Source organism: Novosphingobium kaempferiae (assembly GCF_021227995.1).
Classification (GTDB): domain Bacteria; phylum Pseudomonadota; class Alphaproteobacteria; order Sphingomonadales; family Sphingomonadaceae; genus Novosphingobium; species Novosphingobium kaempferiae.
The window spans coordinates 3,313,218-3,335,196 of the sequence record NZ_CP089301.1 but is presented as its reverse complement, the minus strand read 5'-3'; the positions used below and the strand labels follow the sequence as shown (position 1 = coordinate 3,335,196).

Below are 21,979 nucleotides of genomic sequence, written 5' to 3'. Positions count from 1 at the left end.
GATTTCCCTTCATATTCCGAATTCCCTGAACCCAGCCGCCATCCGCTTTTCTTGTGTGCGGCCCGAGGATTCGATGGCGGTTTTGCTGGATTTTGGCACTGACCATACCTGTTTGGATTTGTAAAGTACCGGTATGATATTGGTTCTATATCAGGCCGGTACTGCCTCCGGCCGCCAGAGGGTGCCGCCGGTGAGCGGAGCCGCGACCCCGGTGGTGTCCGGATAGGTCAGCGGCAGTCCGCGCAGCGAGCGGGCCGCGAGGAAGGCCATCGCCTCCGCCTCCACGAAGTCGCTGCGCAGGCCCAGCTCGTCCGCCGTGCGGCAGACGCCGAGCCGGTCGCGCAGCGCCTGCATGAGCACCGGGTTGTGACACCCGCCACCGCAGACCACCCAGAGCCGCGGCACTTCCGGCAGGCTTGCTGCCGCCAGCGCCACGGAATCCGCGGTGAACGCCGTCAACGTCGCCGCCGCATCCTCCAGCAAGCAGGCGTCGGCCCATTCGAGCGGAAAGTCGTAGCGGTCAAGCGACTTCGGCCCTTCTCCACGGAAATGCTCGTGCGCGAGCAGGTCCGCCAGCACGCCCGCATCCACGCGCCCCGCCGCCGCGAACCGCCCGCCATCGTCGTAGCGCCCGGCCCCGCGCGCCTGCACGACCTGGTCGATCAGCCCGTTGGCCGGCCCGGTATCGAAGGCCACCAGCCCGCCGTCGGAGCCGATGAACGTGACGTTTGCCACCCCTCCGAGATTGAGGAACGCCACCGGCCCCGCCAGCCCAAGCCGCGCCGCGAGCGCCGCGTGATAGGCCGGAACGAGCGGCGCGCCCTGCCCGCCTGCCATGAGATCGTCCTGCCGCATCCCGGCCACCACCAGCGCGCCCAGCGCATCGGCCAGCCGCCCGGCATCGCCAAGCTGGACCGACAACTGCCGCTCGGGCCGATGCAGCACGGTCTGCCCGTGGAAACCGACGAGATCGGGCCGCTGCCCGGCCTGCGCGATCACTTCGCGCGCCGCCCGCATGTGTACTTCATGGACGACCGCCTCCGCCGCCGCGAAGCTTGCGGGCGCAGGGCCGTAGCCGTTCCACGCCAAAGCATCGGCGGTCGCGCGCTCCACCGTGGCGCGCTCGGTGTCGGTGTAGGGCGACAGGAAACCCGGCCCGAAACCCGCGATCCGCTCCCCGTCCGTCTCGACCAGCGCCGCGTCGACGCCGTCCAGCGACGTCCCGCTCATGTATCCCAGAACCAGCATGTCATGGCCTCCCGCCGACATGCCGCCGCCATCATCGGGCGGCAGACTCGAGCCCTGCAAGGAACCCGTCGGCACCAAACCGGTATCATCGAACTGCAATATTACAAAACCAATTTAATGCCACTTGTGCAAAACAGGCGAACTGGTATCAGCACAGACGATGCACTCAACGACACCTAGAGCCGCCCAAGGGTCCACACAGATGGCCCGAGAGGCCCGTGAAGCGCCTTCACGCGCCGCCGAACAGCTCCGAGCGAATACCGGTCTGGTCCGCGAGGCCGGAGCCCGCCTGCGCGACCTCGCCCCTCCCTTCGCCGCCACCCTCGCGCGCGGCAGTTCGGACCAGGCAGCGGCCTTCGCCAAGTTCCTGCTGGAGACGCACGCGGGCGTGCCGACGCTCAGCCATGCGCCCTCGGTCGGCTCGCTCTATCATGCGACCTCGCCGCACTTCGCGAACGTGCCGCTGATCGCGATCTCGCAGTCGGGCCGCAGCCCCGACCTCATCGCCGCCGCGCAGGACGCGCGCGACAAGGGGGCGGTGGTGATCGCTATCGTCAACGACACGGCATCGCCGCTGGCCGAACTGGCCGAGATCGTCATTCCCGTCCACGCCGGGCCGGAAACCAGCGTCGCGGCGACCAAGAGCTTCGTCTGCACGCTCGTCGCCCTCACCCACCTCGTCGCCGAGTGGAGCCGGGACGAGGCGCTGCTCGCCGCGCTCGACAGCGTGGGCGACGTGCTTGAACAGGCCGCCGTTGCCGACTGGACCGTGGCGGTGCCGCTGCTACAGCAGGCGAGCGAGATGCTCGTCCTCGGTCGCGGCCCGACGCTGCCGATCGCGGGCGAAGCCGCGCTCAAGCTGAAGGAGACATCGAGCCTGCATGCGGAAGCCTTCAGCAGCGCCGAAGTGGCGCATGGCCCGATGACGCTGGTGGGCGCAGGCGACCCGGTGCTGGTGCTCGCCCCGCTCGACGTCGCGCGCACCGGCCTGCGCGAGCGGCTGGACGACTTCGCCGCGCGCGGGGCCAGCGTGATCGCCGCCGGATTGCCGGAGGACATCGCGCCCGCCGGCACGATCCTGCCCTTCGCCACCGACGTCCATCCGGTCATCGGCGCGATCGCCCAGATCCAGAGCTTCTATGGGCTGGCCGAAGCGCTCTCCCTCTCGCGCGGGCGCAACCCGGATAGCCCGCCGCACCTCAACAAGGTGACGCGCACGCTATGACCGCTCCGGATGGACTGACCGCGCTTACCGGCGCGCGCATCGTCTTCGCGGGCGAAGTGGTGGAAGGCAAGGCGCTCGTCCTCGACGGCGGCCGCATCGCGGGCATCTCCGCGCCCGACGACCTGCCTGCGGATTGCGCGCGCCATGACCTTGGCGGCGGCTGGCTGCTGCCCGGCTTCATCGACACCCAGGTCAACGGCGGCGGCGACGTGCTGTTCAACGACATGCCCGATGTCGAGGGCATCCGCGCCATCACCGAGGCGCACCGCCGCTACGGCACCACCGGCCTGCTGCCCACCCTCATCAGCGACTACGCCCCCGTGGTCGAGGCCGCCATCGCGGCGGGCGAGGCCGCGCTCCACGCGGGCGTGCCCGGCGTGCTCGGCGTCCATATCGAGGGGCCGCACCTCAATCCCGTGAAGAAGGGCATCCACGATGCGGGCCGCTTCAGCGCGGTGGACGCGCAGGTCGTCGCCCGGCTCGCCGCGCCGACCGTGGGCCGCCGCGTGGTGACGCTCGCCCCCGAACTCGCGCCCGAGGGTGCGGTGCGCGCGCTCGCCGACGCGGGCGTGCTGGTCTGCGCCGGGCACAGCCTTGCCGACTACGCGCAGACCCGCGCGGCGCTTGCCGAAGGGCTGGTCGGCTTCACCCACCTGTTCAACGCGATGACGCAGTTCCTCAGCCGCGAGCCGGGCATGGTCGGCGCCGCGCTGGAGGACCGCGCGAGCCACTTCGGCCTGATCGTCGACGGCCTCCACGTCCATCCCGCCGCGCTACGCGTGGCGCTGCTGGCACGCGGGGTGGAGGGCGCGATGCTCGTCACCGACGCGATGCCGCCGGTGGGGGGTCGCAGCAACCGCTTCACGCTGATGGGGCAGGACATCGCCGTCGTCGACGGCACCTGTCGCGGCCCCGACGGCACGCTGGCGGGATCGGCGTTGACGATGGCGCAGGCCTTCCGCAACGCCATGGACATGCTGGGCTGCGACATCGTCGCCGCATCACGCATGGCGAGCGGCAATCCCGCGAAGTTCCTGCGCCTCGACCATGAGACCGGCGCCATCGCACCGGGCCTGCGCGCCGATCTCGTCCATCTGGACGAGGCGCGCCACGTCACCGCGACGTGGATCGGCGGCGCGCGCGCGGATCATCGCGAATGACGTCGGGACAGGTTCCTGAACTGGGGCTCGTCGAAGGCCGTTTCGGGCGGATCTGGGACGAGGCGGAACGCGGCTACGTGGTGCAGGCGCTCGCCGATGCGGGCTATGCCTTCTACCATTACGGCCCCAAGGCCGACCGGCCGCTGCGGCGCGAATGGCGGCGCGGGCACGAGGCGGCACAGACCGAGGCGCTGGCGCGACTCTCGGCGCAGGTGCGCGGTGCGGGGATGCGCTTCGGCATGGCGCTGACGCCGGTGGGATCGACGCATCCCTTCGACGACGAGGCCCGCGCCGACCTCACCCGCCGCGTCGCCGACCTCGACGCGATCGGCGTGGACGACCTCTGCGTGCTGTTCGACGACCTGCGCGGCGACATGCCCGAACTGGCGGCGCGGCAGGCGGAAGTCGTGAACTTCTGCGCCGGGCTGACGCGGGCGGCACGGGTCTACACCTGCCCGACCTATTATTCCGACGATCCGGTGCTGGACCTCGTGTTCGGCCAGCGCCCAGCGAACTACCTCGCCGATCTCGGCCGTGCGCTCGACCCGGCGGTGCAGGTCTACTGGACCGGCGAGGAAGTCTGCTCGAAGGCGATCGAGCCCGCGCATCTGGAGCGGGTGGCGGGCGAACTGGGGCGGCCGGTCTGCCTGTGGGACAACTGGCCGGTGAACGACGGCGCGCGCATGTCGCGCTTCCTCCACCTGCGCGCCTTCACCGGGCGCAGCGCGAAGGCGGCGGCGCATGTCACCGGCCACGCGGTCAATCCGGCGATCCAGGCGCACCTTGGCTGCATCCCGGCGCTGACCCTGCCGATGGTCTACGAACAGGGTGACGGCTACGCCTATGGCGCGGCCTTCGCGGCGGCAGCGGAGCGGCTGCTGGGCGCGGACTTCGCGCTCATGCTGCAGCAGGACATCGCAGCATTGCAGGATGTCGGGCAGGAGCGGCTGGGACCGCGTGCGGATCGGCTGCGGGCGCGCTATGCCGCGCTCGACCACCCCGCCGCGCGCGAGATCCTGCGCTGGCTCGACGGGGACGACCTGATGACCGACGACGAGGTGCAGACGCAATGATCGAGGGGGAGCACGCCATGGACCTGATGAACCGCCTGCGCGAAGCGGTCGGCAAGCGGCATGTGCTCACCTCCCCCCGAGCCACCGCCCGCTACCGCAAGGGCTACCGCACCGGCGAAGGCCCGGCGCTGGCGGTCGTGCGGCCGGGCTCGCTCCTCGAATTCTGGCGCGCGGCGCAGACCTGCGTGGCGGCCGACGTGTCGATCATCGTCCAGGCATCGAACACCGGGCTGACCGGCGGCTCGACCCCCGACGGGGCGGACTATCCCGGCGGCCTCGTCATCATAAGCACGACGCGGCTCTCGGCGCTGAAGGTGATCCGCGGCGGCGATCAGGTGCTGTGCATGCCGGGCACCACGCTCAACCGGCTGGAGCAGGCGCTGCGTCCCTACGGGCGCGAGCCGCATTCGGTGATCGGCTCGTCCTGCCTCGGCGCCTCGGTGGTGGGCGGCGTGTGCAACAATTCGGGCGGCTCGCTGGTACGGCGCGGCCCCGCCTATACCGAGATGGCGCTCTACGCGCAGGTCGAGCGCGACGGCACGCTGCACCTCGTCAACCACCTCGGCATCGCGCTGGGCGACGCGCCGGAGACGATCCTCGCCCGCCTCGACCGGGGCGACTACACCGAAGCCGACATCGACCCCGCCGCCGACCGCCGCGCGCACGACCACGACTACGTCTGCCACGTCCGCGACATCGACAGCGACGTGCCCGCCCGCTTCAACGCCGACCCGCGCTGCCTCTACGAAGCGGCGGGAAGCGCGGGCAAGCTGATCGTCTTCGCCGTCCGCCTCGACACCTTCGCGCGCGAGGACGAGACCGCCACCTTCTACCTCGGCGCCACCGTGCCCGGGCCGCTGACCGAACTGCGCCGCACGATGCTGCGCGACTTCGCGGTGCCGCCCATCGCGGGCGAATACATGCACGCCGACGCCTTCGACGTGGCCGACCGCTACGGGCGCGACATGTTCGTCGCCATCGAGAAGCTGGGGACCGACCGCCTCCCCGCCCTGTTCGCCGCCAAGTCCCGCTTCGACGGGACATTCGGCGATGGGATATCGGACCGGCTGATGCAGTGGGCGGGTCGCCTGCTGCCCGATCACCTGCCGCCCCGGATGCGCGAATACCGCGCCCGCTTCGAGCATCACCTCATCCTCAAGGTCTCGCGCGATCAGGCCGCCGACACCCGCGCCCTGCTCGCCCGCCTGTTCCCTGGCGCGCACTTCGAATGCACGGCGCAGGAGGCCGCCAAGGCCTTCCTCCACCGCTTCGTCGCGGCGGGCGCGGCGGTGCGCTACCGCGCGGTCCATCGCGACGAGGTGGAGGACATCGTCGCCCTCGACGTCGCCCTGCCCCGCAACACGCAGGAGTGGGTGGAGCACCTGCCCGACAGCCTTGCCGCGCAGTCGATCCACACGCTCTACTACGGGCACTTCTTCTGCCAGGTGTTCCACCAGGACTACATCGTCCGCAAGGGCACCGACCCTCTCGCCTACGAGCATGCGCTGTGGAAGCTGCTCGACGCACGCGGGGCGCAGTATCCGGCCGAGCACAACGTCGGCCACCTCTACATCGCGCGCGAGGAGCTTGCGGACTTCTACCGCAGCATAGACCCGCGCAACCAGCTCAACCCCGGCATCGGTCACACGCCCAAGGCGCGCGACTGGGCGGGCAGCGGAGATCATCCATGACCTATTTCCTCGGCATCGACGCAGGCGGCAGCAACTGCCGTGCCAGACTGATCGATGCCGCCGGGGCCGTGATCGGCGAGGGCCGCTCCGGCACCGCCAACGCGCGCATCGGCATCGAGGCGCTCTACGAGACGCTGAAGGACACCGCCGATCAGGCCGTCGCACAGGCGGGCCTCTCGCCCGAACAGCGCTCCACCGTGCGCGCGGGCATGGGCATCGCGGGCATCACCCGGCCCGGCGTGCGCGAGGCGCTGGCGGAACTCGACTTCGGCTTCGCCTCGGTCGCCTATGCCACCGACGCGCAGATCGCCAACCTCGGCGCGCACGGCGGGCAGGACGGCGCGATCCTCATCATCGGCACCGGCAGCGCGGCGCAGCTTCGTGTCGAGGGGCGCGAGTTCACCATCGGCGGCTACGGCTTCCCGATCTCCGACGAGGGCAGCGGCGCCGCGCTCGGCCTCTCCGCCATGCGCCACGCCCTGCGCGCGCTCGACGGGCGGACCCGCAAGACCCCGCTCAGCGCCGCCGTCACCGAACGCTTCGAGCATGACACCGCGCAGGCCATCGCCTGGATGGACCACGCCACCCCGCGCGACTACGGCACCTTCGCCCCGCTCGTCATGGACTATGCCGAGGCCGACGACGCCATCGCCCGCTCCATCGTCGAGAACGCGGCGGGCCATATCGAGCGCTTCATCGAGACGATCTTCGAACGCGGCGCGACGCGCTGCACCCTCGTCGGCGGCCTCGCCCCACGCATGAAGCCGTGGCTGCGCGCCCGCACGGTGTCGCGCCTGAGCGAAGCCCTCGGCGATTCGCTCGACGGCGCGCTGCGACTGGCGGGGTACGTGCCGGCGGATGCCTGATCTCGTCATCGTCGCGGGCGGCAGCGGCCAGCATGCCTCGGTCGTCTACGAGGCGGCCGTGCTGGCGGGCCACCACGTCGCCGGATACGCGACGGTGGAGCCGGGATCGCCCGCAACCTTGCTCGACTGCCCGCCGCTCGGGCCGCTGGATGCCTGCCCGGTCGAGGGCATGCGCTTCGTCGTCGCCTGCGGCTCCAACACCCAGCGCCGCGCGATTTCCGACAGCCTCGCCGCAAGGGGCGCCGAGTTCGCGGCAGTGATCCACCCCGCCGCCGTGGTGTCCCCAAGCGCGACCATCGCGCCGGGAGCCATGGTCCTCGCAGGCGCAATCCTCGGCCCGCGCGCGCGGATCGAGGCCGGGGCCATCGTCAACCATGCCGCGGTGGTCGATCACGACTGCGTGGTCGAAGCCTTCGCCAACATCTGCCCCGGCGTGCGCCTCGCGGGCTGCGTGCAGGTGCGCGAAGACGCCTTCGTGGGCCTCTCGGCTTCGGTGATACAGGGGCTGGAGATCGGGCACGGCGCGGTGGTCGGCGCGGGCGCCGTGGTCATCCGCGACGTGGCTGCGGGCGCGACGGTCGTCGGCATCCCGGCGCGGGATGTCGCTGCGCCATAGCGGTCCTCACCACAACGCCCGCTCCTGATAGGCCCGGTTGCGCTCGCGCACGATGGCTTCGCGCTCCTGCGGCGTGACCCGCGCCACGTCCTTCGGCAGCGCCTTCGCCAGATCCCTGAGCTTCACCTTGGTCAGCGAGGGGATCGGCTGGCTGTCGCACCCGGTCCAGCGCCCCTGGATGATCCCGCGCGGATAGCCCGCAGTGTCGAGCCAGTTCCTTACCCCCGGATCCTTCGCCGAGACGACGATCCGCAGTCGCCCGTCGCTGTCCGGCTGAGCCTGCGCGGCGTTCAGGCTGGAATGGTTGTTGGTCCAGTCGATGGTCTCGTAGAGCGCGTTCGTCAGGATCAGCGAGCGGTAGCGGCAGGTCTTGGGAATGTCCGACTCGACGATCAGCGCCTCGTCCTCGGCGATGTCGAACACGCCGTCGTAGTAGAACTGCGATTGCAGCGCGCCTTCGGGCGGGACCATCACCTTGAAGCGGTTCACATAGCCCTCGTCCGCCAGCTTCTGCACGGTGGCGACGAACATCGGCGCGATGGTGTCGATGGCGGTGGGCAACGCCTTGAGCCGCGCGGTGAGGTCGGCTGCGGAAGGACGCGCACGCCCGGTGCCACCGACGCGCTCGATAGTGACGGTGGGCTGCTGCTCATGGCTCCAGTCGGAACTGACGACGCGCAGCATCAGGCGGCGCGTCTGCGGTTCGAGTTGCCAGAAATCGCCGTCGTATCCTTCCGGCCGGGCCGCCCCGACGAGGACGGAATAGCGCCCCTCCCCATCCGTCTTCAGCGTCGAGAGGTCGAGGTGCGGGCGCGCATTGCTGCCACGCAGGACTTGCGCGATCACCGCCAGCGTCGCGGCACCCTTGCGCCCGGAGATGCGATAGCTCTGCCCCGGATCGATTGCCGCCACCTTGTAGACCGTGTCCGCGTTCGGCTGGCCGACGTTCAGCACCTGCCCGATGGCGGGAAGGAATGTCGGGGCCATCGGGTCCGACCCGAGCGCCTCGATCGAGGAACTGGCCACCGCTTCCAGCGCGATGCGGCCGATCTCTGCGCGGATCTGCGGGTCGTTGCGCATGGCCTCGGGCAGCTTCGCCAGCATGCGCTCGGGCAGGCCCCGCAGCGAATCGACGAAGGCGTCCCAGCCTTCCACCGGCGAAGCTGCGCTATCCTGTGCGCGTGCGCCGGACGGCATCGCCGCCATCGCCAGCGCCGCCAGTCCCAGCAGCTTCCACGCACGCTTCGCCATCCTCGCCTCCTCTCTACTCCATCGGTAGAGTGAGCGCGGCCCGGCGGAGCGTCAATCGAGGGGACTACGCCCCGGCGGTAAGCGCCGCGACGAGTTCCTTGACCTTCTTCTGCCGCCACTGCGGCACCGGCGCGACGAGCCAGTAGGCGCGGCGGCAGGCAACCGCCTCGCCGATCAGGTCCGCCCGGCCATTGCCCGCGACGCCCGCCGCCAGCAGCGCCGGGATATGCGCACGGCCCATGCCCGCAAGCGCGGCGGCGATGGCCTGTCCGGCATCGCTGACCATGATCGGCGGCTTGGCTTCCTCGCCCTCACCTTCCGGGCCCTCACCTTCCGGCTCGGGGTCGCCCGGCCAGCCGATCCAGTCGCCGCTGCCGACCTCGACCCACTCGGCGGTGCCGAGCGAAATGCCTTCGAGATCGCCCGGACCATCGGTCCAGCGCACCGCGAGGTCCAGGTTCGCCTCGGTGAAGTCGGTCATCTCGCCGTCGACGAGGACGTAGCGCACCTGCGGATTGGCGGCGCGGAACGCGGCGAGGCGCGGCGCGAGCCAGGCGGCGAAGAACTCGCGCGGGCAGGCGATGGTGTAGACGTGGCTGGACTGGCCCGCCTGCATCGCCTGCACGGCATCCTCGAAATGGAGAAACCCGGTGCGCAGGGCGGCAAGGCCGCCGCTCGCCTCCTCGGTCAGCTCGAGGCCCTTGCTGGTGCGGCGGAACAGCACCACGCCGAGCAGGTCTTCCAGCGCGCGGATCTGCTGGCCGACGGCGGCAGGCGTCACCGCCAGTTCGTCCGCCGCGCGGGTAAAGGAAAGGTGGCGCGCCGCCGCGTCGAAGACGCGCAGGGCGTTGAGGGGCAGATGCGTGCGCTTCATGCCGCTTCCCTATGCGCGGGGCATCGCACAGGCAAGCGCCCGCGCAAGAAACAGCGCTTTAGGATCAGCCTGCGGTGGCGGGCGCGGCGAGCGGGAAGAACGGGATGTTGGCCCGGAACTCGTACCCGTCGTCACGGCGGAAGGTGTAGTACCCCTCCATCGAGCCCTGCGGCGTCGAAAGCGGGCAGCCCGAGACGTAGTCGTGGCTGCGGCCGGGTTCGAGCACCGGCTGTTCGCCGACGACGCCCTCTCCCTCCACCACGTCGACCTTGCCGGTGGCGTCGGTGATGCGCCAGTGGCGGGTCATGAGCTGGAGGGTGTGGTCCGTCTCGTTCTCGATCCGGATATGGTACACCCAGAACCACTTCCCCGCCTCGATGCGCGATTGCTCGGGCAGGAAATTGACGGCGACGCGAACGGTAAGGCCGTCGGTGATGGCGCTATGCTGGAACAGTTCCTTCATGACGGGGGCAACCTAGCCACGATTGATGCAGGCTACAACCGTGTAGAAATGCACCAGTTCCTTCGGTGTGTGCAACGACGGGTTGGGTGATGGGGTGCCCCGTCGCCGGGGGCTTCGACAAGCTCAGCCTGAGCGGGATTGAGAGGCTTTTACATTACCTCCGCTCACCCTGAGCTTGTCGAAGGGTCGAAGCCCCAGCGTCTTATGCCGGATTCAGAGACCCACCGCCTTCAGCGCCTGGTCCATGTCCTCGATCAGATCGTCGATATCCTCGAGCCCGACGTTGATGCGCAGCATGCCCTCGCCGATGCCCATGGCCTCGCGCCCTTCCGGCCCCATGTTGTGGTGCGTGGTCGAGGCCGGGTGGCACATCAGCGAGCGCGAGTCGCCGATGTTGTTCGAGATGTCGATCAGTTGCAGCGCGTCGAGAAGGCCGTGCGCCTGCTCGCGCCCGCCGTCGAGCACGAAGGAGAAGATCGGCCCGCAGGCGTCCATCTGCTTCATCGCCAGCGCCTGCGCCGGGTGGCTGTCGAGCCAGGGATGCAGGATCGTGGGCACGCGATCTTCCATGAACTTGCCCAGCGCCAGCGCGTTCTCGCTTTGCTTCCTGGCGCGCAGGTCCAGCGTTTCGAGGCCCTTGAGCACGACCCAGGCGTTGAACGGCGAGAGGTTCGGCCCGGTGTTGCGCTGGAACGGCAGCAGCACGTCGTTGATGAACTGCTCCGAGCCGCAGACGGCGCCGGCCAGCACGCGGCCCTGCCCGTCCATCAGCTTGGTCGCCGAATAGGCCACGACGTCGATGCCGAATTCCATCGGCCGCTGGAGCGCGGGCGAACAGAAGGCATTGTCGACCACCGTGGTGATGCCGTGCGCCTTGGCGATCTCGGCGATGGCGGCAAGGTCGGCCACGCCCATCGTCGGGTTGGCTGGGGTCTCGAAGAAGAATACCTTGGTGTTCGGACGGATCGCCGCCTCCCACTGCGCCGTGTCGCCCGCATCGACGAGCGTCACCTCCACGCCGAAGCGCGGCAGCAGGTGGTCGCCCAGCCAGCGGCACGAACCGAAGGCGGCGCGCGCGCTCACCATGTGGTCGCCCGCCGAAAGCTGGCACAGCAGCGCCGCCGTCATCGCCGCCATGCCGGTGGCCTGCGTGCGGCACGCCTCCGCGCCTTCGAGGAGGGCGATGCGCTCCTCCAGCATCGCCACCGTCGGGTTCTGCAGGCGCGAGTAGGTCATGCCGTCCTGCTCACCCTGGAAACGGGCGGCGACCGTGGCGGCATCGTCGTAGCTGTAGCCCGAGGTCAGGAACAGCGCCTCGCTGGTCTCGCCCATTTCCGAGCGCCAGGTGCCTCCGCGGATCGCGCGGGTTGCGGGACGCCAGTTGCGGGTCTGGCTGCGGTCCTGTCCGGTGGTGCGTTTCATGGCGCAAGCCTCTACGGGCGCGCGGGGCCGAGCGCAAGGAGCCGTAAAGCGCAACCCCGCTTGCCGAAAGCCGCCGAGCCTTTTATCCGCGCATCCAATGCCTCTCACTCGTCAGAATCGCGACCCGCTCGGCTGGTGCCTGCTCATCGTCGCGGCGTTCGAGGCGCTCGTGCTGTGGCGGCTCGGCACGCCGACGCGCTACTATTTCGACGAAGTCCACTACGTTCCCGCCGCGCTCAAGCTGCTGGACCTGATCCCCGCCAACCGCGAGCATCCGCTGTTCGGCAAGGAAGTGATCGCCGCGTTCATCCATCTGATGGGCGACAGGCCGCTGGCGTGGCGGCTTGGCCCGGCGCTGTTCGGCGGGCTCGGCCTCTTCGCCTTCGCGCGGCTGGTCTGGCACGTCACGCGCCTCCACCGCGTCACGATCCTCGCGACGGCGCTGCTGGCGGTGAACTTCATGTGGTTCGTGCAGAGCCGCATCGCCATGCTCGACATGATCTCGGGGGGGCTGTGCATGACCGGCCTGTGGCAGTTCGCCGCCGCGTGGCGGGCGAAGCGCACGGGAGTGGCGCGCCTCCACCTCATCCTGAGCGGCCTCGCATTGGGCCTGTCGCTGGGCGCGAAGTGGAGCGGCGCCCCGGCGCTGGCGATGCCGGGCCTCGCCTTCCTCGTCATGCGGATCGCCGATACCGGGCCGGTCCTCATCGGGCGGCGCGGCGCGGGGCCGATCAAGGGGATCAGCCTGATCGAAGCGGCAGTGTGGCTCGGCCTGTTCCCGATCGCGGTCTACTGGGCCACCTACATCCCGGCGATGTACTACCCGCACCATGCGGTCTCGCCCACCGGCTTCATCGAGCAGCACGAACTGATGGTCCGCCTGCAGGACAGCGTGAAGAAGCCGCACCCCTACAAGACCTTCTGGTACCAGTGGATCATCGACTGGCGCGGCATCTGGTATCTGTTCGAGAACGTCGACGGCGCACATCGCGGGATCGTGATGCTGGGCAACCCGCTGGCGATGATCGCAGGCCTCGCCTCTTTCTTCTGGAGCTTGTGGGCCATCACCATGCGCCGCCGCTGGGACGCGCTGTTCTTCGCGGTGCTCTACGCAAGTTGCGTGCTGGTCTGGGCGGTCAACGGCAAGCCGGTGCAGTTCTACTACCACTACCTGCTGCCCGGCGCGTTCCTGATGGCGCTGCTGGCGATGGCTCTGGACAGCCTGTGGGACCGGCGCGACCGCTGGCGGCTCGTCGCGAAGTGGACCTTCGGGCTGTCGCTGGCGCTGTTCGTGGTGTTCTACCCGATCATCTCGGGCTGGCCGCTGCCGTTCAAGGATGCCTACAACTTCTGGATGTGGCTGCCGAGCTGGCGGTGACGGCGCCCTGACACGCCATCACCGCCGGGGTCCGCTCAGGCCGCGACGCGGCGGCGCTCGTCGCCCTGCGCGAGCATGGCGGTCCAGTCGTCCAGCTTCATCGCGCCGAGGTATTCGCGCTGCATCGCCTCGGTGAGCACCTCGACCATGCGGTCGCCCTCCAGCCACAGCTCGATCACGCCGAACGCGCCGCCGCGCTTGCGGTATTTGGCGGGCCAGCCCTCGCGCATGGCGATGGCGAAGACCTCGGCCTGGGACCGGCGAGTCGCCATCGCGAAGTGCGTGGCGGTCAGCCCGCCGTCGCCCGGCACGCCGAGCGCATCGGCATCGCCCGGTGCTTCGATCAGCTGCGTGCCGCGCGGATAGACTTCAACCAGCGTGTTGCGATCATCACCGGCATGCGCCAGCCAGCTGCCCTCCGCGACCGGCGGAAACGGCGTCGCCTTGCCGCCAAACAGCTCGGCGAGGACATGCGCGACATGGCACGGATCGCGCGCGTCGATGGAAACGTGAAAGATCATCCCTGCTTCTCCCGTAATCTGATCGCGCGCCAAAAGACGAGCACAGGAGATTCCACAAGTCGATTCCCGACGAACGACTTGCGCGCGCCGACTAATGACAGAACTTTTACTTGAATCGAAAGTTACGGCGCGCGTTCACGCCCAAGACGCGCGCAGGCGCAGGAATGCCGCGGCCAGAACCGCACCGATTCCGGCAAGCGCCATGTCCTTCTGCGGATCCCACGGATCGCCCTGCTGCCCGTTGTAGGCGAGCGCGTCGGGGCCGGCCATGAACACCGTCAGCAGCCACTCGAAGATCTCGTAGATCGCGCTGCCCGCCAGCACGAACTCTACCGCGATGTAGGTGGCGAGCGCCGCGGACAGGCGGCGGTGGCGTGATAGCCACGTCGAAATCGGATGGACCCAGCAGGCTCCGAAGCTGAAATGGACCAGCCGGTCCCACGAATTGCGGGACAGTCCCAGCGTTGTTGCGGGAGACGGCAACCCGACCGCGCGCGCCCAGTCCTCGTAGGGGACGAAGGAATAGATGTAGCGCCCGCCCAGCGTGTGCAGCCACAGGAACAGGCAGGCGCAGGCGATCGCGCTCGTCGGCATCGGCCAGCGCCGCAGCGCCAGCCAGATGCCTGCCACGATCACCAGCGTCGGCAGGTTCTGCAGCGGCGCGAGGCTCGGGTAGGGAGAATCGATGAGGCTGACGAGCGCCCAGAGCGCCGTCAGCCCCAGCAGAACCGCCTGGTTGCGGTTCGCGATCAGTACTTGCCCCAGACGAACTTCGACGACAGCGCGAAGTTGAACACCGAACCCAGCACGATGCCGGTGATGACAGCGACGCCGCTGTGCATGCCGATGTTCTTGAGCAGCGCCGCCGAGCCGACGTTGGTCAGCAGGCCCAGCGAGCAGGTGATCGCGAACTGCGCCCAGCCGCGCATGACCGGGCCGAAGCCGCGCAGGCGCTTGTCGGAATAGGTCAGTTCGTTGTTGAGCACGAAGTTGAACGTCATCGCGACCATCGCGGCGATGGTGTTCGCGATGTTGAAGGTCATGCTCTCCGACCAGTTGCCCATGACGAAGCGCTCGCCGAAGACGAGGTGGAGCATCACCCACAGCGCGGCCAGCTGCACCACGACGCCCATCGCGCCCACGGTGCCGAACAGCGCGAAGCGGGTCGGGATGATCCGGCCAAGCCACTTGTCGTAAAGGCCCACGAGGAATTCGAACACGACGGTCTGGTCCAGCTTGCTTTCGCCTTCTGCTCGCGCGGCGAAATTGAGGGGGAATTCCTTGACGCGCAGCGGGGTCTCCACCGTCGCCAGGATGTCGAGCAGGATCTTGAAGCCGACGCCCGAAAGGCGGTGCGCGTCGGCACGCAGGGTCTGGGTGCGCAGCATGAAGAAGCCGCTCATCGGGTCGGTCAGTTCGACGCCCGTCACCTTGTTGGCGATGCGGTTCGCAAGGCCCGACGCCTTCACGCGGTCGGGACGGCCCCATGCCTCGGTGCTTGCGCCCTCGGCGAAGCGCGAGGCGTAGGCGAGGTCGTACTCGCCCGAGGTGATCGAGCGGAGCATGCCCGGCAGCAGCGCCGGATCGTGCTGGTGGTCGGCGTCCATGACGGCGACGACGGGCGCGGCGGTGGAGCACATGCCCTCGATCGCGGCGCTGGCGAGGCCGCGACGGCCGATGCGCTGGATGCAGCGCACGCGCGGGTCGATCAGCGACAGGCGACGCGCTTCGTCGGAAGTGCCGTCGGGGCTGTTGTCGTCGACGTAGATGGCTTCCCAGGCGATCCCGGCGAGCGCCTTGTCGAGTCGCTCGATCATCGTCGCGATGTTCTTGCGCTCGTTGTAGGTCGGCAGGACGACCGCCAGTTCGAGCGGCTTCGCCTGCGGCGAAACGGCCTGAACGGCGGCATCTGCGGCCTGCGCGAGGTCGGAAGTCGAAATGTTCATGCGCCCTGTTTTATGTGGTAAACGTCAAGAAACGATTATTGCGTGTCGGCGCAACTCTTACAGCCGTGCGACGACGGCGTCACCGATTTCCTTCGTGCCCGCCGAACCGCCAAGGTCGCCGCCCTTGATCCCGTCCGCCAGCGCGCCCGCGACAGCCGCCTCGATACGGGCCGCCTCGGCCTCGAGACCGAAGGAGTGGCGCAGCAGCATGGCAGCCGAAAGGATCGTCGCCATCGGGTTGGCAAGGCCCTTGCCCGCGATGTCCGGGGCGGAGCCGTGGATCGGCTCGTAGAGGCCGAAGGTGCCTTCGGCGAGGCTGGCCGACGCCAGAAGGCCGATCGAGCCCACGCACATGCTGGCCTGATCGGAAAGGATGTCACCGAAGAGGTTGCCGGTGACGATCACGTCGAACGCGCCGGGGTTCTTCACCAGCTGCATCGCCGCGTTGTCGACGTACATGTGAGTCAGTTCGACGTCGGGATACTCGGCCGAGACCTCGATCACCACGTCGCGCCACAGCTGCGAGGTCTCCAGCACGTTGGCCTTGTCGACCGAGCACAGCTTCTTGTTGCGGCCCTGCGCGGCCTTGAAACCGGCGTGGGCGATGCGGCGCACTTCGTCCTCGGCGTAGGACATCATGTCCCAGCCCTGACGGCGGCCGTCCTCCAGCGTGCGGGTGCCCTTCTCGCCGAAGTACACGTCGCCGTTGAGTTCACGCACGATGAGCAGGTCGATCTTGCCCGAGACTTCGGGGCGCAGGGTGGAGAGGTCTTCGAGGCCCTTGAAAACCGTCGCGGGGCGCAGGTTGGCGAAGAGGCCCAGTTCCTTGCGCAGCCCCAGCACGGCCTGTTCCGGACGCAGCGCGCGCTCCAGATGGTCGAGCGAGAAGTCGCCCACCGCGCCGAACAGCACCGCATCGGCCGAGCGCGCGATGTCCAGCGTCTCAGCCGGCAGCGGGTGGCCGTGCTTGCGATAGGCCGCGCCACCGACGTCGCCTTCGACCAGTTCGAGACCGTCGATGTTCAGCGCTTCCAGCACGCGCACCGCCTCGGCAGTCACTTCGGGGCCGATTCCGTCTCCGGCAAAAACAGCGATGCGCATAGTCGTTTCCTCAGCTTCCGATCCGTGCCAGCCGCTCGCGCAGCAGGGTGCGCGCCGCCATAACGTCTCTGCGGCGATCGGCAAGCGGGTAGCGCCCCAATTCGCGCCCGATGGCGTCGAAGGTGTCGAGCAGCGCGGGCCAGTCCCCCTCGGGCGGGCGCCTGATCCGCGCCCCGTAGCCGAGCTCGCGCAGCACCAGCACTTCGTAGCGCAGCAGCCCCATCGCCCAGCCCCGCGCGGACGGCGCGACGCAGATCGCTTCGAGAAGGCCGGACAATGCCTCGAACAGCGCGGGAAACGGCTGCCGCTCGGGCAGGACGGAGGCGGCGAGCGCCGTCACCCAGCCGATCGCGGCGGCAGGCAGCGGCTCGGTGATCCACGGCGCGCGGCTCTGGAGCAGTTCGATGCGGGCAAAGGGCAGCTGCGTCTCGGATTTCGAGCGGACGTCAGCCTCCACCGTGTTGCCGGGGATCAGCACGGGCCGAAGTTCGCGCCCCCTGCCCCCGGCGACGAAGGCGGCGACAAGGCCGTGCTCGGCGGTCAGCAGCCGCGCGATGACGGCGGTTTCGCCATGCGGCAGGGCGGCGCAGACCAGAGCAGAGGCGCGAAAATGCATCGCGCTCTCCTCTGGAGCGTCAGCGCGTCAGTTGCAAACGTCCTGAACGGGGGCGCAGTCGGCGCAGGGCTCGCGCCCAGCCTGCTCGCCCTCAGTCTGCTTGTCCTTGGTGATGAGCGGATTTTCCGCCCGACCCATCGTCCAGTTGCGGCCGAGACGGACGGTCTGGTTGGGCGCGCACCAGATCTCGCCCGAATTGTCGAGCGCCGTGACCCAGATCAGATTGTGCTCCTGCCCGTAGTCGATCATGCCGATGGCATAGCCATCGCCCTTGCCGACGACGTGGAGCGGAATGGTGGGATTGAGCTGCGTGAACATCGTGTCCCTCTCGATGGGCTTCACGATGCTCAACCCGGCATGCGCGAGAAACGTTCCCCGCGCACACATCGCCGGTCGATCAGTTGGCGGCGAGCTTCGCCTCAACCGCGTCGAGGCGAGCCTTGAGCGACTCGGTCTCGGCGCGGGCGGTGGCGGCGAGTTCCTTCACCGCGTCGAATTCCTCGCGGCTGACGAAGTCCATGTCGCCCATGAACTCCTTCACGCGCTCACGCGCGCTGTCGCGGGCTTCGCGCCCCATGCCGGCAAGAGTGCCGGCGGCGCTGTTCAACATCTTGGCGAAGTCGGCGACGAAGGGGTTTTCGCTTTGCATGCAGGCTAAATGGAGCGGACGAAGGCGCTGCGCAAGAGGGGATCAGATGTCGAACCGCTCTACCGCGCCCGACCGCTTCACGCCGTCCATGCCCGGATTGGCCTGCAGGAACGCGAAGTTGAGGTAAGTCGCGAAGACCAGCCACAGCAGGTAAGGCACCAGCAGCGCCGCCGCCATCGGGCGGACGCGGGCGAACAGCACCGTCGTCACGATCGCCGCGAGCAGCATGACGGCGATCAGCACCAGCGCCGCGCTCATCATATGGGCGCCGAAGAACAGCGGCGACCACGCGAGGTTCAAAGCGAACTGGATGACGAAAGCTAGTGCCGCGATTCCGCGCCCCCGCGCGCCGCGCGCTGCGAGGATCATCGCGAACGCCACGCCCATCATCACGTAGAGCACGGTCCAGACGATCCCGAAGGTCGCGCGCGGCGGATAGACGGCGGGCTTCACCAGTTCGTCGAACCACGGATTGCCCGGCCCGCTCCCTGCCAGCGTGCCCGAGAGGAAACCGAGCAGGACGACGAGCGGCACGCACACCAGCAGCCAGCGCATGAGGCTGGCCCGCAACTGACCCGAAGACGCCAGAAGGTTCATTTCGACAGGTTCATTTCGACGAATTCATCTGCGCGAGCATATCCCGAATCAGGAATTTACCTAGGAACAGCGCGATTTGTGGTACGCGCCGCGCCTCGGCGCAATCGTTGACGTGGCGTCAGTGTCCGCGGTGTGCCGAAACGAGAAACTCTATATTGCCTTCGGGGCCCTTGATCGGGCTCTCGACGATGCCCTGGATTTCCCAGCCGCCCCCCTCCAGCCAGGTCCGCACTTCCTCGCAGACGCGCGCGTGAAGTGCCGGATCGCGCACGACGCCGCCCTTGCCCACTTCGCCGCGACCGACCTCGAACTGCGGCTTGATGAGCGCCACCACCCGGCAGCGCGGCGCGGCAAGGCGCAACGGCACTTCGAGCACCTTGGCGAGCCCGATGAAGCTGGCATCGCAGACCACCCAGTCGCACGGCGCGTCGATCTGCTCGGGCGTCAGGATACGCGCGCTGGTCTGCTCCAGCACGGTCACGCGCGGATCGGTGCGCAGTTTCCACGCAAGCTGGTTGGTGCCCGAATCGACCGCGAAGACCCGCTCCGCGCCGTTGGTCAGCAGTACGTCGGTGAAGCCGCCGGTCGAGCTGCCGATGTCCATCGCGATGGCGCCCTTCGGATCGAGGCCGAAGTGCTCGATCGCATGGGCCAGCTTGATCCCGCCGCGTGACACCCAGGGATGATCGCGCCCGCGCACTTCGATGGGCGCGTCCTCCTTCACCGACTGCCCAGGCTTGGCGATCTTCGTCTCGCCCGAAAACACGAGCCCCGCCAGCACCAGCGCCTGCGCACGTGTACGGCTTTCGGCAAGGCCACGGTCGACCAGCAACTGGTCCACCCTTGTCTTTGCAGCCTTGGAGGCGGGTTTCTTTTCGATGGAGCGGGGCGGAAGCGGGTCGGTCATGGGCAGGTACGCACTTGAGATGGGCCGCGCCTCATTCCATACCAAGGGCATGAAGGCAAATCCGCGCGACCGCGCCCGCTCCGTTTTCCCGTCCCTCCTCGTGATCGGCGCCCTTTCCACGGCGATGCTGGCCGGCTGCGTCCCGCCCCCGCCGAGCGCCACCCCCGCCCCCACGCCGACGGCCGCGCCTGCCCCCCGGCCCACGCGCCCGGCGCCTCCGCCCGCCCCGCCCGTCGCCGACTGGCGCGACGCCCCGCAGAGCCCCGGAAGCTGGACTTACGGCGGAAACGGCAGCGCTTCGGGCGCGACGTTCGGAGGTGGCCAGTTCATCGTCCAGTGCGACGCCGCGCGCACCGTCACGCTGGTCCGGGGCGGTTCGCCGCGTTCCGGGCAGGTCGCGATCTCGATCACCACCGCCACCGGATCGCGCTCGCTGACGGGCACGGCCACTCCCCGCGGCATCGTCGCCACCCTGCCCGCCCGCGACTCCGTGCTCGACGCGATGGCGTTCAGCCGTGGACGCTTCGCCGTCGCAGTAACGGGCGAGCCCACGCTCTACCTGCCGAGTTGGACCGAAATTTCGCGCGTGATCGAGGATTGCCGCTGAACTGACGAGGCTCCGACCGGCTCAGCCGGAGCGGGTTTGAGGTGCGGAATCACCCGAAACTCGTCGCAGCGCGAGTCTGCTACGCATCAATGTCGGCAAGTATTCAGGCCGCACTCGGGAACCCCCAAAAGCAGCGTTTTCAAGTCACCGCGCGGCTGGGGATAACTGGCCGGAAGTCCCGATCATGACGGCAAAAAAAATCAATTCAAGACTTGTTGTGCGCTGCGGAATGGACCACATTTTTCTCAAGACGACGGAACCAGGGATACGCGCCCCGGACCATCCGAAATCCCAGTCGCCAGAGGTGACGCATTATGGCTAAACAGCGCGAAAGGAGGTGATCCGATGTCTCATGGTTCAGCAGAGAGGTCGGCAATTTCCGTCGTGAGGCATTATCGCTGATATACAAGCGATAAAGGCTTCGCTGGCGGCACTTCCCGGCCGCTGACCATGCGAAGGGCCGTACCGGCAAGCCGGTGCGGCCCTTCTCATTTGTGCTGCATGATTTCTGCCATGCTCACACGCATTTGCCTCCCCGGCCCATCGTGCTAATAGTCGATGCACGAGAAGCAATATTGCTTACGGGTTGCATTCCGTGAAATTTTCGTTCAACGGCGCAATCTGTTGCAGACTTAAGGATGTGTTCGATGGCGACTATCGCCGATGCCGGCCTGACCTTCACCACCCTCGCCCACCCCGCCCCCGTCAGCGCAGAAGCGCGCGCCGCGGTGCTCGCGAATCCGGGCTTCGGCACCAACTTCACCGACCACATGGTGACGATCGACTGGACCGAGGGCAAAGGCTGGCACGATGCGGTGATCGGCCCGCGCCAACCCATCCCGCTCGACCCTGCCGCGTCGGTGCTGCACTACGCGCAGGAAATCTTCGAGGGCCTGAAGGCCTACAAGCAGGCCGATGGCGCCATCGCGCTGTTCCGTCCCGAGGCCAACGCTGCACGCTTCAACATGTCGGCCGAGCGCCTCGCAATGCCCTCGCTGCCCGAAGCCGTGTTCGTCGAAGCGATCGAGAAGCTCGTCCAGCTCGACCGCGAATGGATCCCGGCGGGCGAAGGAGCCTCGCTTTACCTGCGCCCGTTCATGATCGCGACCGAGGCATTCCTCGGCGTCCGTCCGGCCAAGCAGTACAAGTTCATCGTCATCGCCAGCCCGGCGGGCAACTACTTCAAGTCGGGCGCGCCTGCCGTCTCGATCTGGGTTTCGGACTATACCCGTGCAGCGCCCGGCGGCACCGGCGCGGCCAAGTGCGGTGGCAATTACGCCGCCAGCCTCGTCCCCCAGGCCGAAGCCATCGCACGCGGTCATGACCAGGTCGTCTTCCTCGACGCCGCCGAGCACAAGTGGATCGAGGAACTGGGCGGCATGAACCTCTACTTCGCGTTCGACGACGGCACCCTGCTGACGCCCGAACTGACCGGCACGATCCTGCCCGGCATCACCCGCGACAGCCTGCTCCAGCTCGCCCGCGAGGAAGGGCTGACCGTCAAGGAAGGCCGCTACAGCCTCGACCAGTGGCGCGCCGACGCAACCTCGGGCAAGCTGGTGGAGACCTTCGCCTGCGGCACCGCCGCGGTGGTCACCCCGGTCGGCAAGGTCTCGGGCCGCGACGGCGAGTTCACCATCGGCTCCGGCGGCCCTGGCCAGCTGACGGGCAAGCTCAAGAACCGCCTCGTCTCCATCCAGCGCGGCGAAGCGCCGGACACCCACGGCTGGATCCGCAAGATCGGCTGATCATGATGACGGGGCCACGA

General features: G+C 68.5%; 23 protein-coding genes. 9 read left to right on the top strand and 14 right to left on the bottom strand.

Going from position 1 to position 21,979, the window contains the following annotated elements; all coding sequences use genetic code 11:
- Positions 1-150 precede the first annotated feature (150 nt).
- Positions 151-1,248: an anhydro-N-acetylmuramic acid kinase gene (locus LO787_RS15190; protein ID WP_232491849.1), complete on the bottom strand. Its 1,098-nt coding sequence runs from the start codon at positions 1,246-1,248 to the stop codon at positions 151-153.
- Between the two features lie 202 nt (positions 1,249-1,450).
- On the opposite strand from LO787_RS15190, the gene LO787_RS15185 reads away from it, so the two are divergent.
- From LO787_RS15185 to LO787_RS15160, 6 genes are read left to right on the top strand one after another with little or no spacing between them, the layout of a single operon-like run.
- A complete protein-coding gene (locus LO787_RS15185; protein ID WP_232491848.1) occupies positions 1,451-2,473 on the top strand; it encodes an SIS domain-containing protein in 1,023 nt (340 codons plus the stop codon).
- A complete protein-coding gene (gene nagA, locus LO787_RS15180; RefSeq protein WP_232491847.1) occupies positions 2,470-3,633 on the top strand; it encodes an N-acetylglucosamine-6-phosphate deacetylase in 1,164 nt (387 codons plus the stop codon). Before LO787_RS15185 ends, nagA begins: the two co-directional genes overlap by 4 nt.
- The gene (locus LO787_RS15175; RefSeq protein WP_232491846.1) at positions 3,630-4,706 is read left to right on the top strand and encodes a beta-N-acetylglucosaminidase domain-containing protein; all 1,077 of its coding nucleotides are present in this window, start codon (positions 3,630-3,632) and stop codon (positions 4,704-4,706) included. The genes nagA and LO787_RS15175 overlap by 4 nt, the downstream gene beginning before the upstream one ends.
- Positions 4,707-4,723: 17 nt before the next feature.
- Entirely contained in the window at positions 4,724-6,397 is a 1,674-nt protein-coding gene (gene dld, locus LO787_RS15170) for a D-lactate dehydrogenase (RefSeq protein ID WP_232491845.1), read from the top strand.
- Positions 6,394-7,263, top strand: coding sequence for a glucosamine kinase nucleotide-binding domain-containing protein (locus LO787_RS15165; RefSeq protein WP_232491844.1), 870 nt, complete (start codon positions 6,394-6,396; stop codon positions 7,261-7,263). Before dld ends, LO787_RS15165 begins: the two co-directional genes overlap by 4 nt.
- Positions 7,256-7,879, top strand: coding sequence for a NeuD/PglB/VioB family sugar acetyltransferase (locus LO787_RS15160; RefSeq protein WP_232491843.1), 624 nt, complete (start codon positions 7,256-7,258; stop codon positions 7,877-7,879). Before LO787_RS15165 ends, LO787_RS15160 begins: the two co-directional genes overlap by 8 nt.
- 6 nt (positions 7,880-7,885) lie before the next feature.
- Here the strand turns inward: LO787_RS15160 and LO787_RS15155 are convergent, their stop codons facing one another.
- From LO787_RS15155 to LO787_RS15140, 4 genes are all read right to left on the bottom strand, one after another.
- Entirely contained in the window at positions 7,886-9,130 is a 1,245-nt protein-coding gene (locus LO787_RS15155) for a hypothetical protein (protein WP_232491842.1), read from the bottom strand.
- A gap of 64 nt (positions 9,131-9,194) precedes the next feature.
- Complete coding sequence (locus LO787_RS15150; RefSeq protein ID WP_232491841.1) at positions 9,195-10,004, bottom strand: LysR family transcriptional regulator; 810 nt, start codon at positions 10,002-10,004, stop codon at positions 9,195-9,197.
- A 64-nt stretch (positions 10,005-10,068) separates the two neighbouring features.
- On the bottom strand, positions 10,069-10,467 hold the full coding sequence (gene apaG, locus LO787_RS15145) for a Co2+/Mg2+ efflux protein ApaG (RefSeq protein ID WP_232491840.1): 399 nt from the start codon (positions 10,465-10,467) through the stop codon (positions 10,069-10,071).
- A gap of 213 nt (positions 10,468-10,680) precedes the next feature.
- The gene (locus tag LO787_RS15140) at positions 10,681-11,889 is read right to left on the bottom strand and encodes a trans-sulfuration enzyme family protein (RefSeq protein ID WP_232491839.1); all 1,209 of its coding nucleotides are present in this window, start codon (positions 11,887-11,889) and stop codon (positions 10,681-10,683) included.
- Between the two features lie 97 nt (positions 11,890-11,986).
- Here LO787_RS15140 and LO787_RS15135 point away from each other — a divergent pair, with 97 nt between their 5' ends.
- On the top strand, positions 11,987-13,267 hold the full coding sequence (locus tag LO787_RS15135) for a phospholipid carrier-dependent glycosyltransferase (protein ID WP_232491838.1): 1,281 nt from the start codon (positions 11,987-11,989) through the stop codon (positions 13,265-13,267).
- Positions 13,268-13,302: 35 nt separating this feature from the next.
- Here the strand turns inward: LO787_RS15135 and LO787_RS15130 are convergent, their stop codons facing one another.
- From LO787_RS15130 to LO787_RS15090, 9 genes are all read right to left on the bottom strand, one after another.
- Positions 13,303-13,788, bottom strand: coding sequence for a hypothetical protein (locus LO787_RS15130; RefSeq protein ID WP_232491837.1), 486 nt, complete (start codon positions 13,786-13,788; stop codon positions 13,303-13,305).
- 135 nt (positions 13,789-13,923) lie between these two features.
- The gene (locus LO787_RS15125) at positions 13,924-14,505 is read right to left on the bottom strand and encodes a DUF2238 domain-containing protein (protein ID WP_476739350.1); all 582 of its coding nucleotides are present in this window, start codon (positions 14,503-14,505) and stop codon (positions 13,924-13,926) included.
- A gap of 32 nt (positions 14,506-14,537) precedes the next feature.
- Complete coding sequence (locus tag LO787_RS15120; protein WP_232491835.1) at positions 14,538-15,734, bottom strand: glycosyltransferase; 1,197 nt, start codon at positions 15,732-15,734, stop codon at positions 14,538-14,540.
- A 57-nt stretch (positions 15,735-15,791) separates the two neighbouring features.
- Complete coding sequence (gene leuB, locus LO787_RS15115; protein WP_232491834.1) at positions 15,792-16,835, bottom strand: 3-isopropylmalate dehydrogenase; 1,044 nt, start codon at positions 16,833-16,835, stop codon at positions 15,792-15,794.
- Positions 16,836-16,845: 10 nt separating this feature from the next.
- Positions 16,846-17,451 (bottom strand): DNA repair protein RecO, encoded by a 606-nt coding sequence (gene recO / locus LO787_RS15110; RefSeq protein WP_232491833.1) that lies wholly within the window; start codon positions 17,449-17,451, stop codon positions 16,846-16,848.
- A 27-nt stretch (positions 17,452-17,478) separates the two neighbouring features.
- Positions 17,479-17,769, bottom strand: coding sequence for a hypothetical protein (locus LO787_RS15105; protein ID WP_232496332.1), 291 nt, complete (start codon positions 17,767-17,769; stop codon positions 17,479-17,481).
- 79 nt (positions 17,770-17,848) lie between these two features.
- On the bottom strand, positions 17,849-18,100 hold the full coding sequence (locus tag LO787_RS15100) for an accessory factor UbiK family protein (protein ID WP_232491832.1): 252 nt from the start codon (positions 18,098-18,100) through the stop codon (positions 17,849-17,851).
- Between the two features lie 42 nt (positions 18,101-18,142).
- The gene (locus LO787_RS15095) at positions 18,143-18,697 is read right to left on the bottom strand and encodes a TspO/MBR family protein (protein ID WP_232491831.1); all 555 of its coding nucleotides are present in this window, start codon (positions 18,695-18,697) and stop codon (positions 18,143-18,145) included.
- A 118-nt stretch (positions 18,698-18,815) separates the two neighbouring features.
- Positions 18,816-19,604 carry a TlyA family RNA methyltransferase gene (locus tag LO787_RS15090; protein WP_232491830.1) on the bottom strand — a complete coding sequence of 263 codons (789 nt, stop codon included), beginning with the start codon at positions 19,602-19,604 and terminating at the stop codon, positions 18,816-18,818.
- A 49-nt stretch (positions 19,605-19,653) separates the two neighbouring features.
- Between LO787_RS15090 and LO787_RS15085 the strand changes: the two genes are divergently transcribed.
- Together LO787_RS15085 and LO787_RS15080 are read left to right on the top strand one after the other, a co-directional pair.
- A complete protein-coding gene (locus LO787_RS15085) occupies positions 19,654-20,211 on the top strand; it encodes a hypothetical protein (RefSeq protein WP_232491829.1) in 558 nt (185 codons plus the stop codon).
- A 647-nt stretch (positions 20,212-20,858) separates the two neighbouring features.
- The gene (locus LO787_RS15080; protein WP_232491828.1) at positions 20,859-21,959 is read left to right on the top strand and encodes a branched-chain amino acid aminotransferase; all 1,101 of its coding nucleotides are present in this window, start codon (positions 20,859-20,861) and stop codon (positions 21,957-21,959) included.
- The last annotated feature ends 20 nt before the right edge of the window (positions 21,960-21,979 follow it).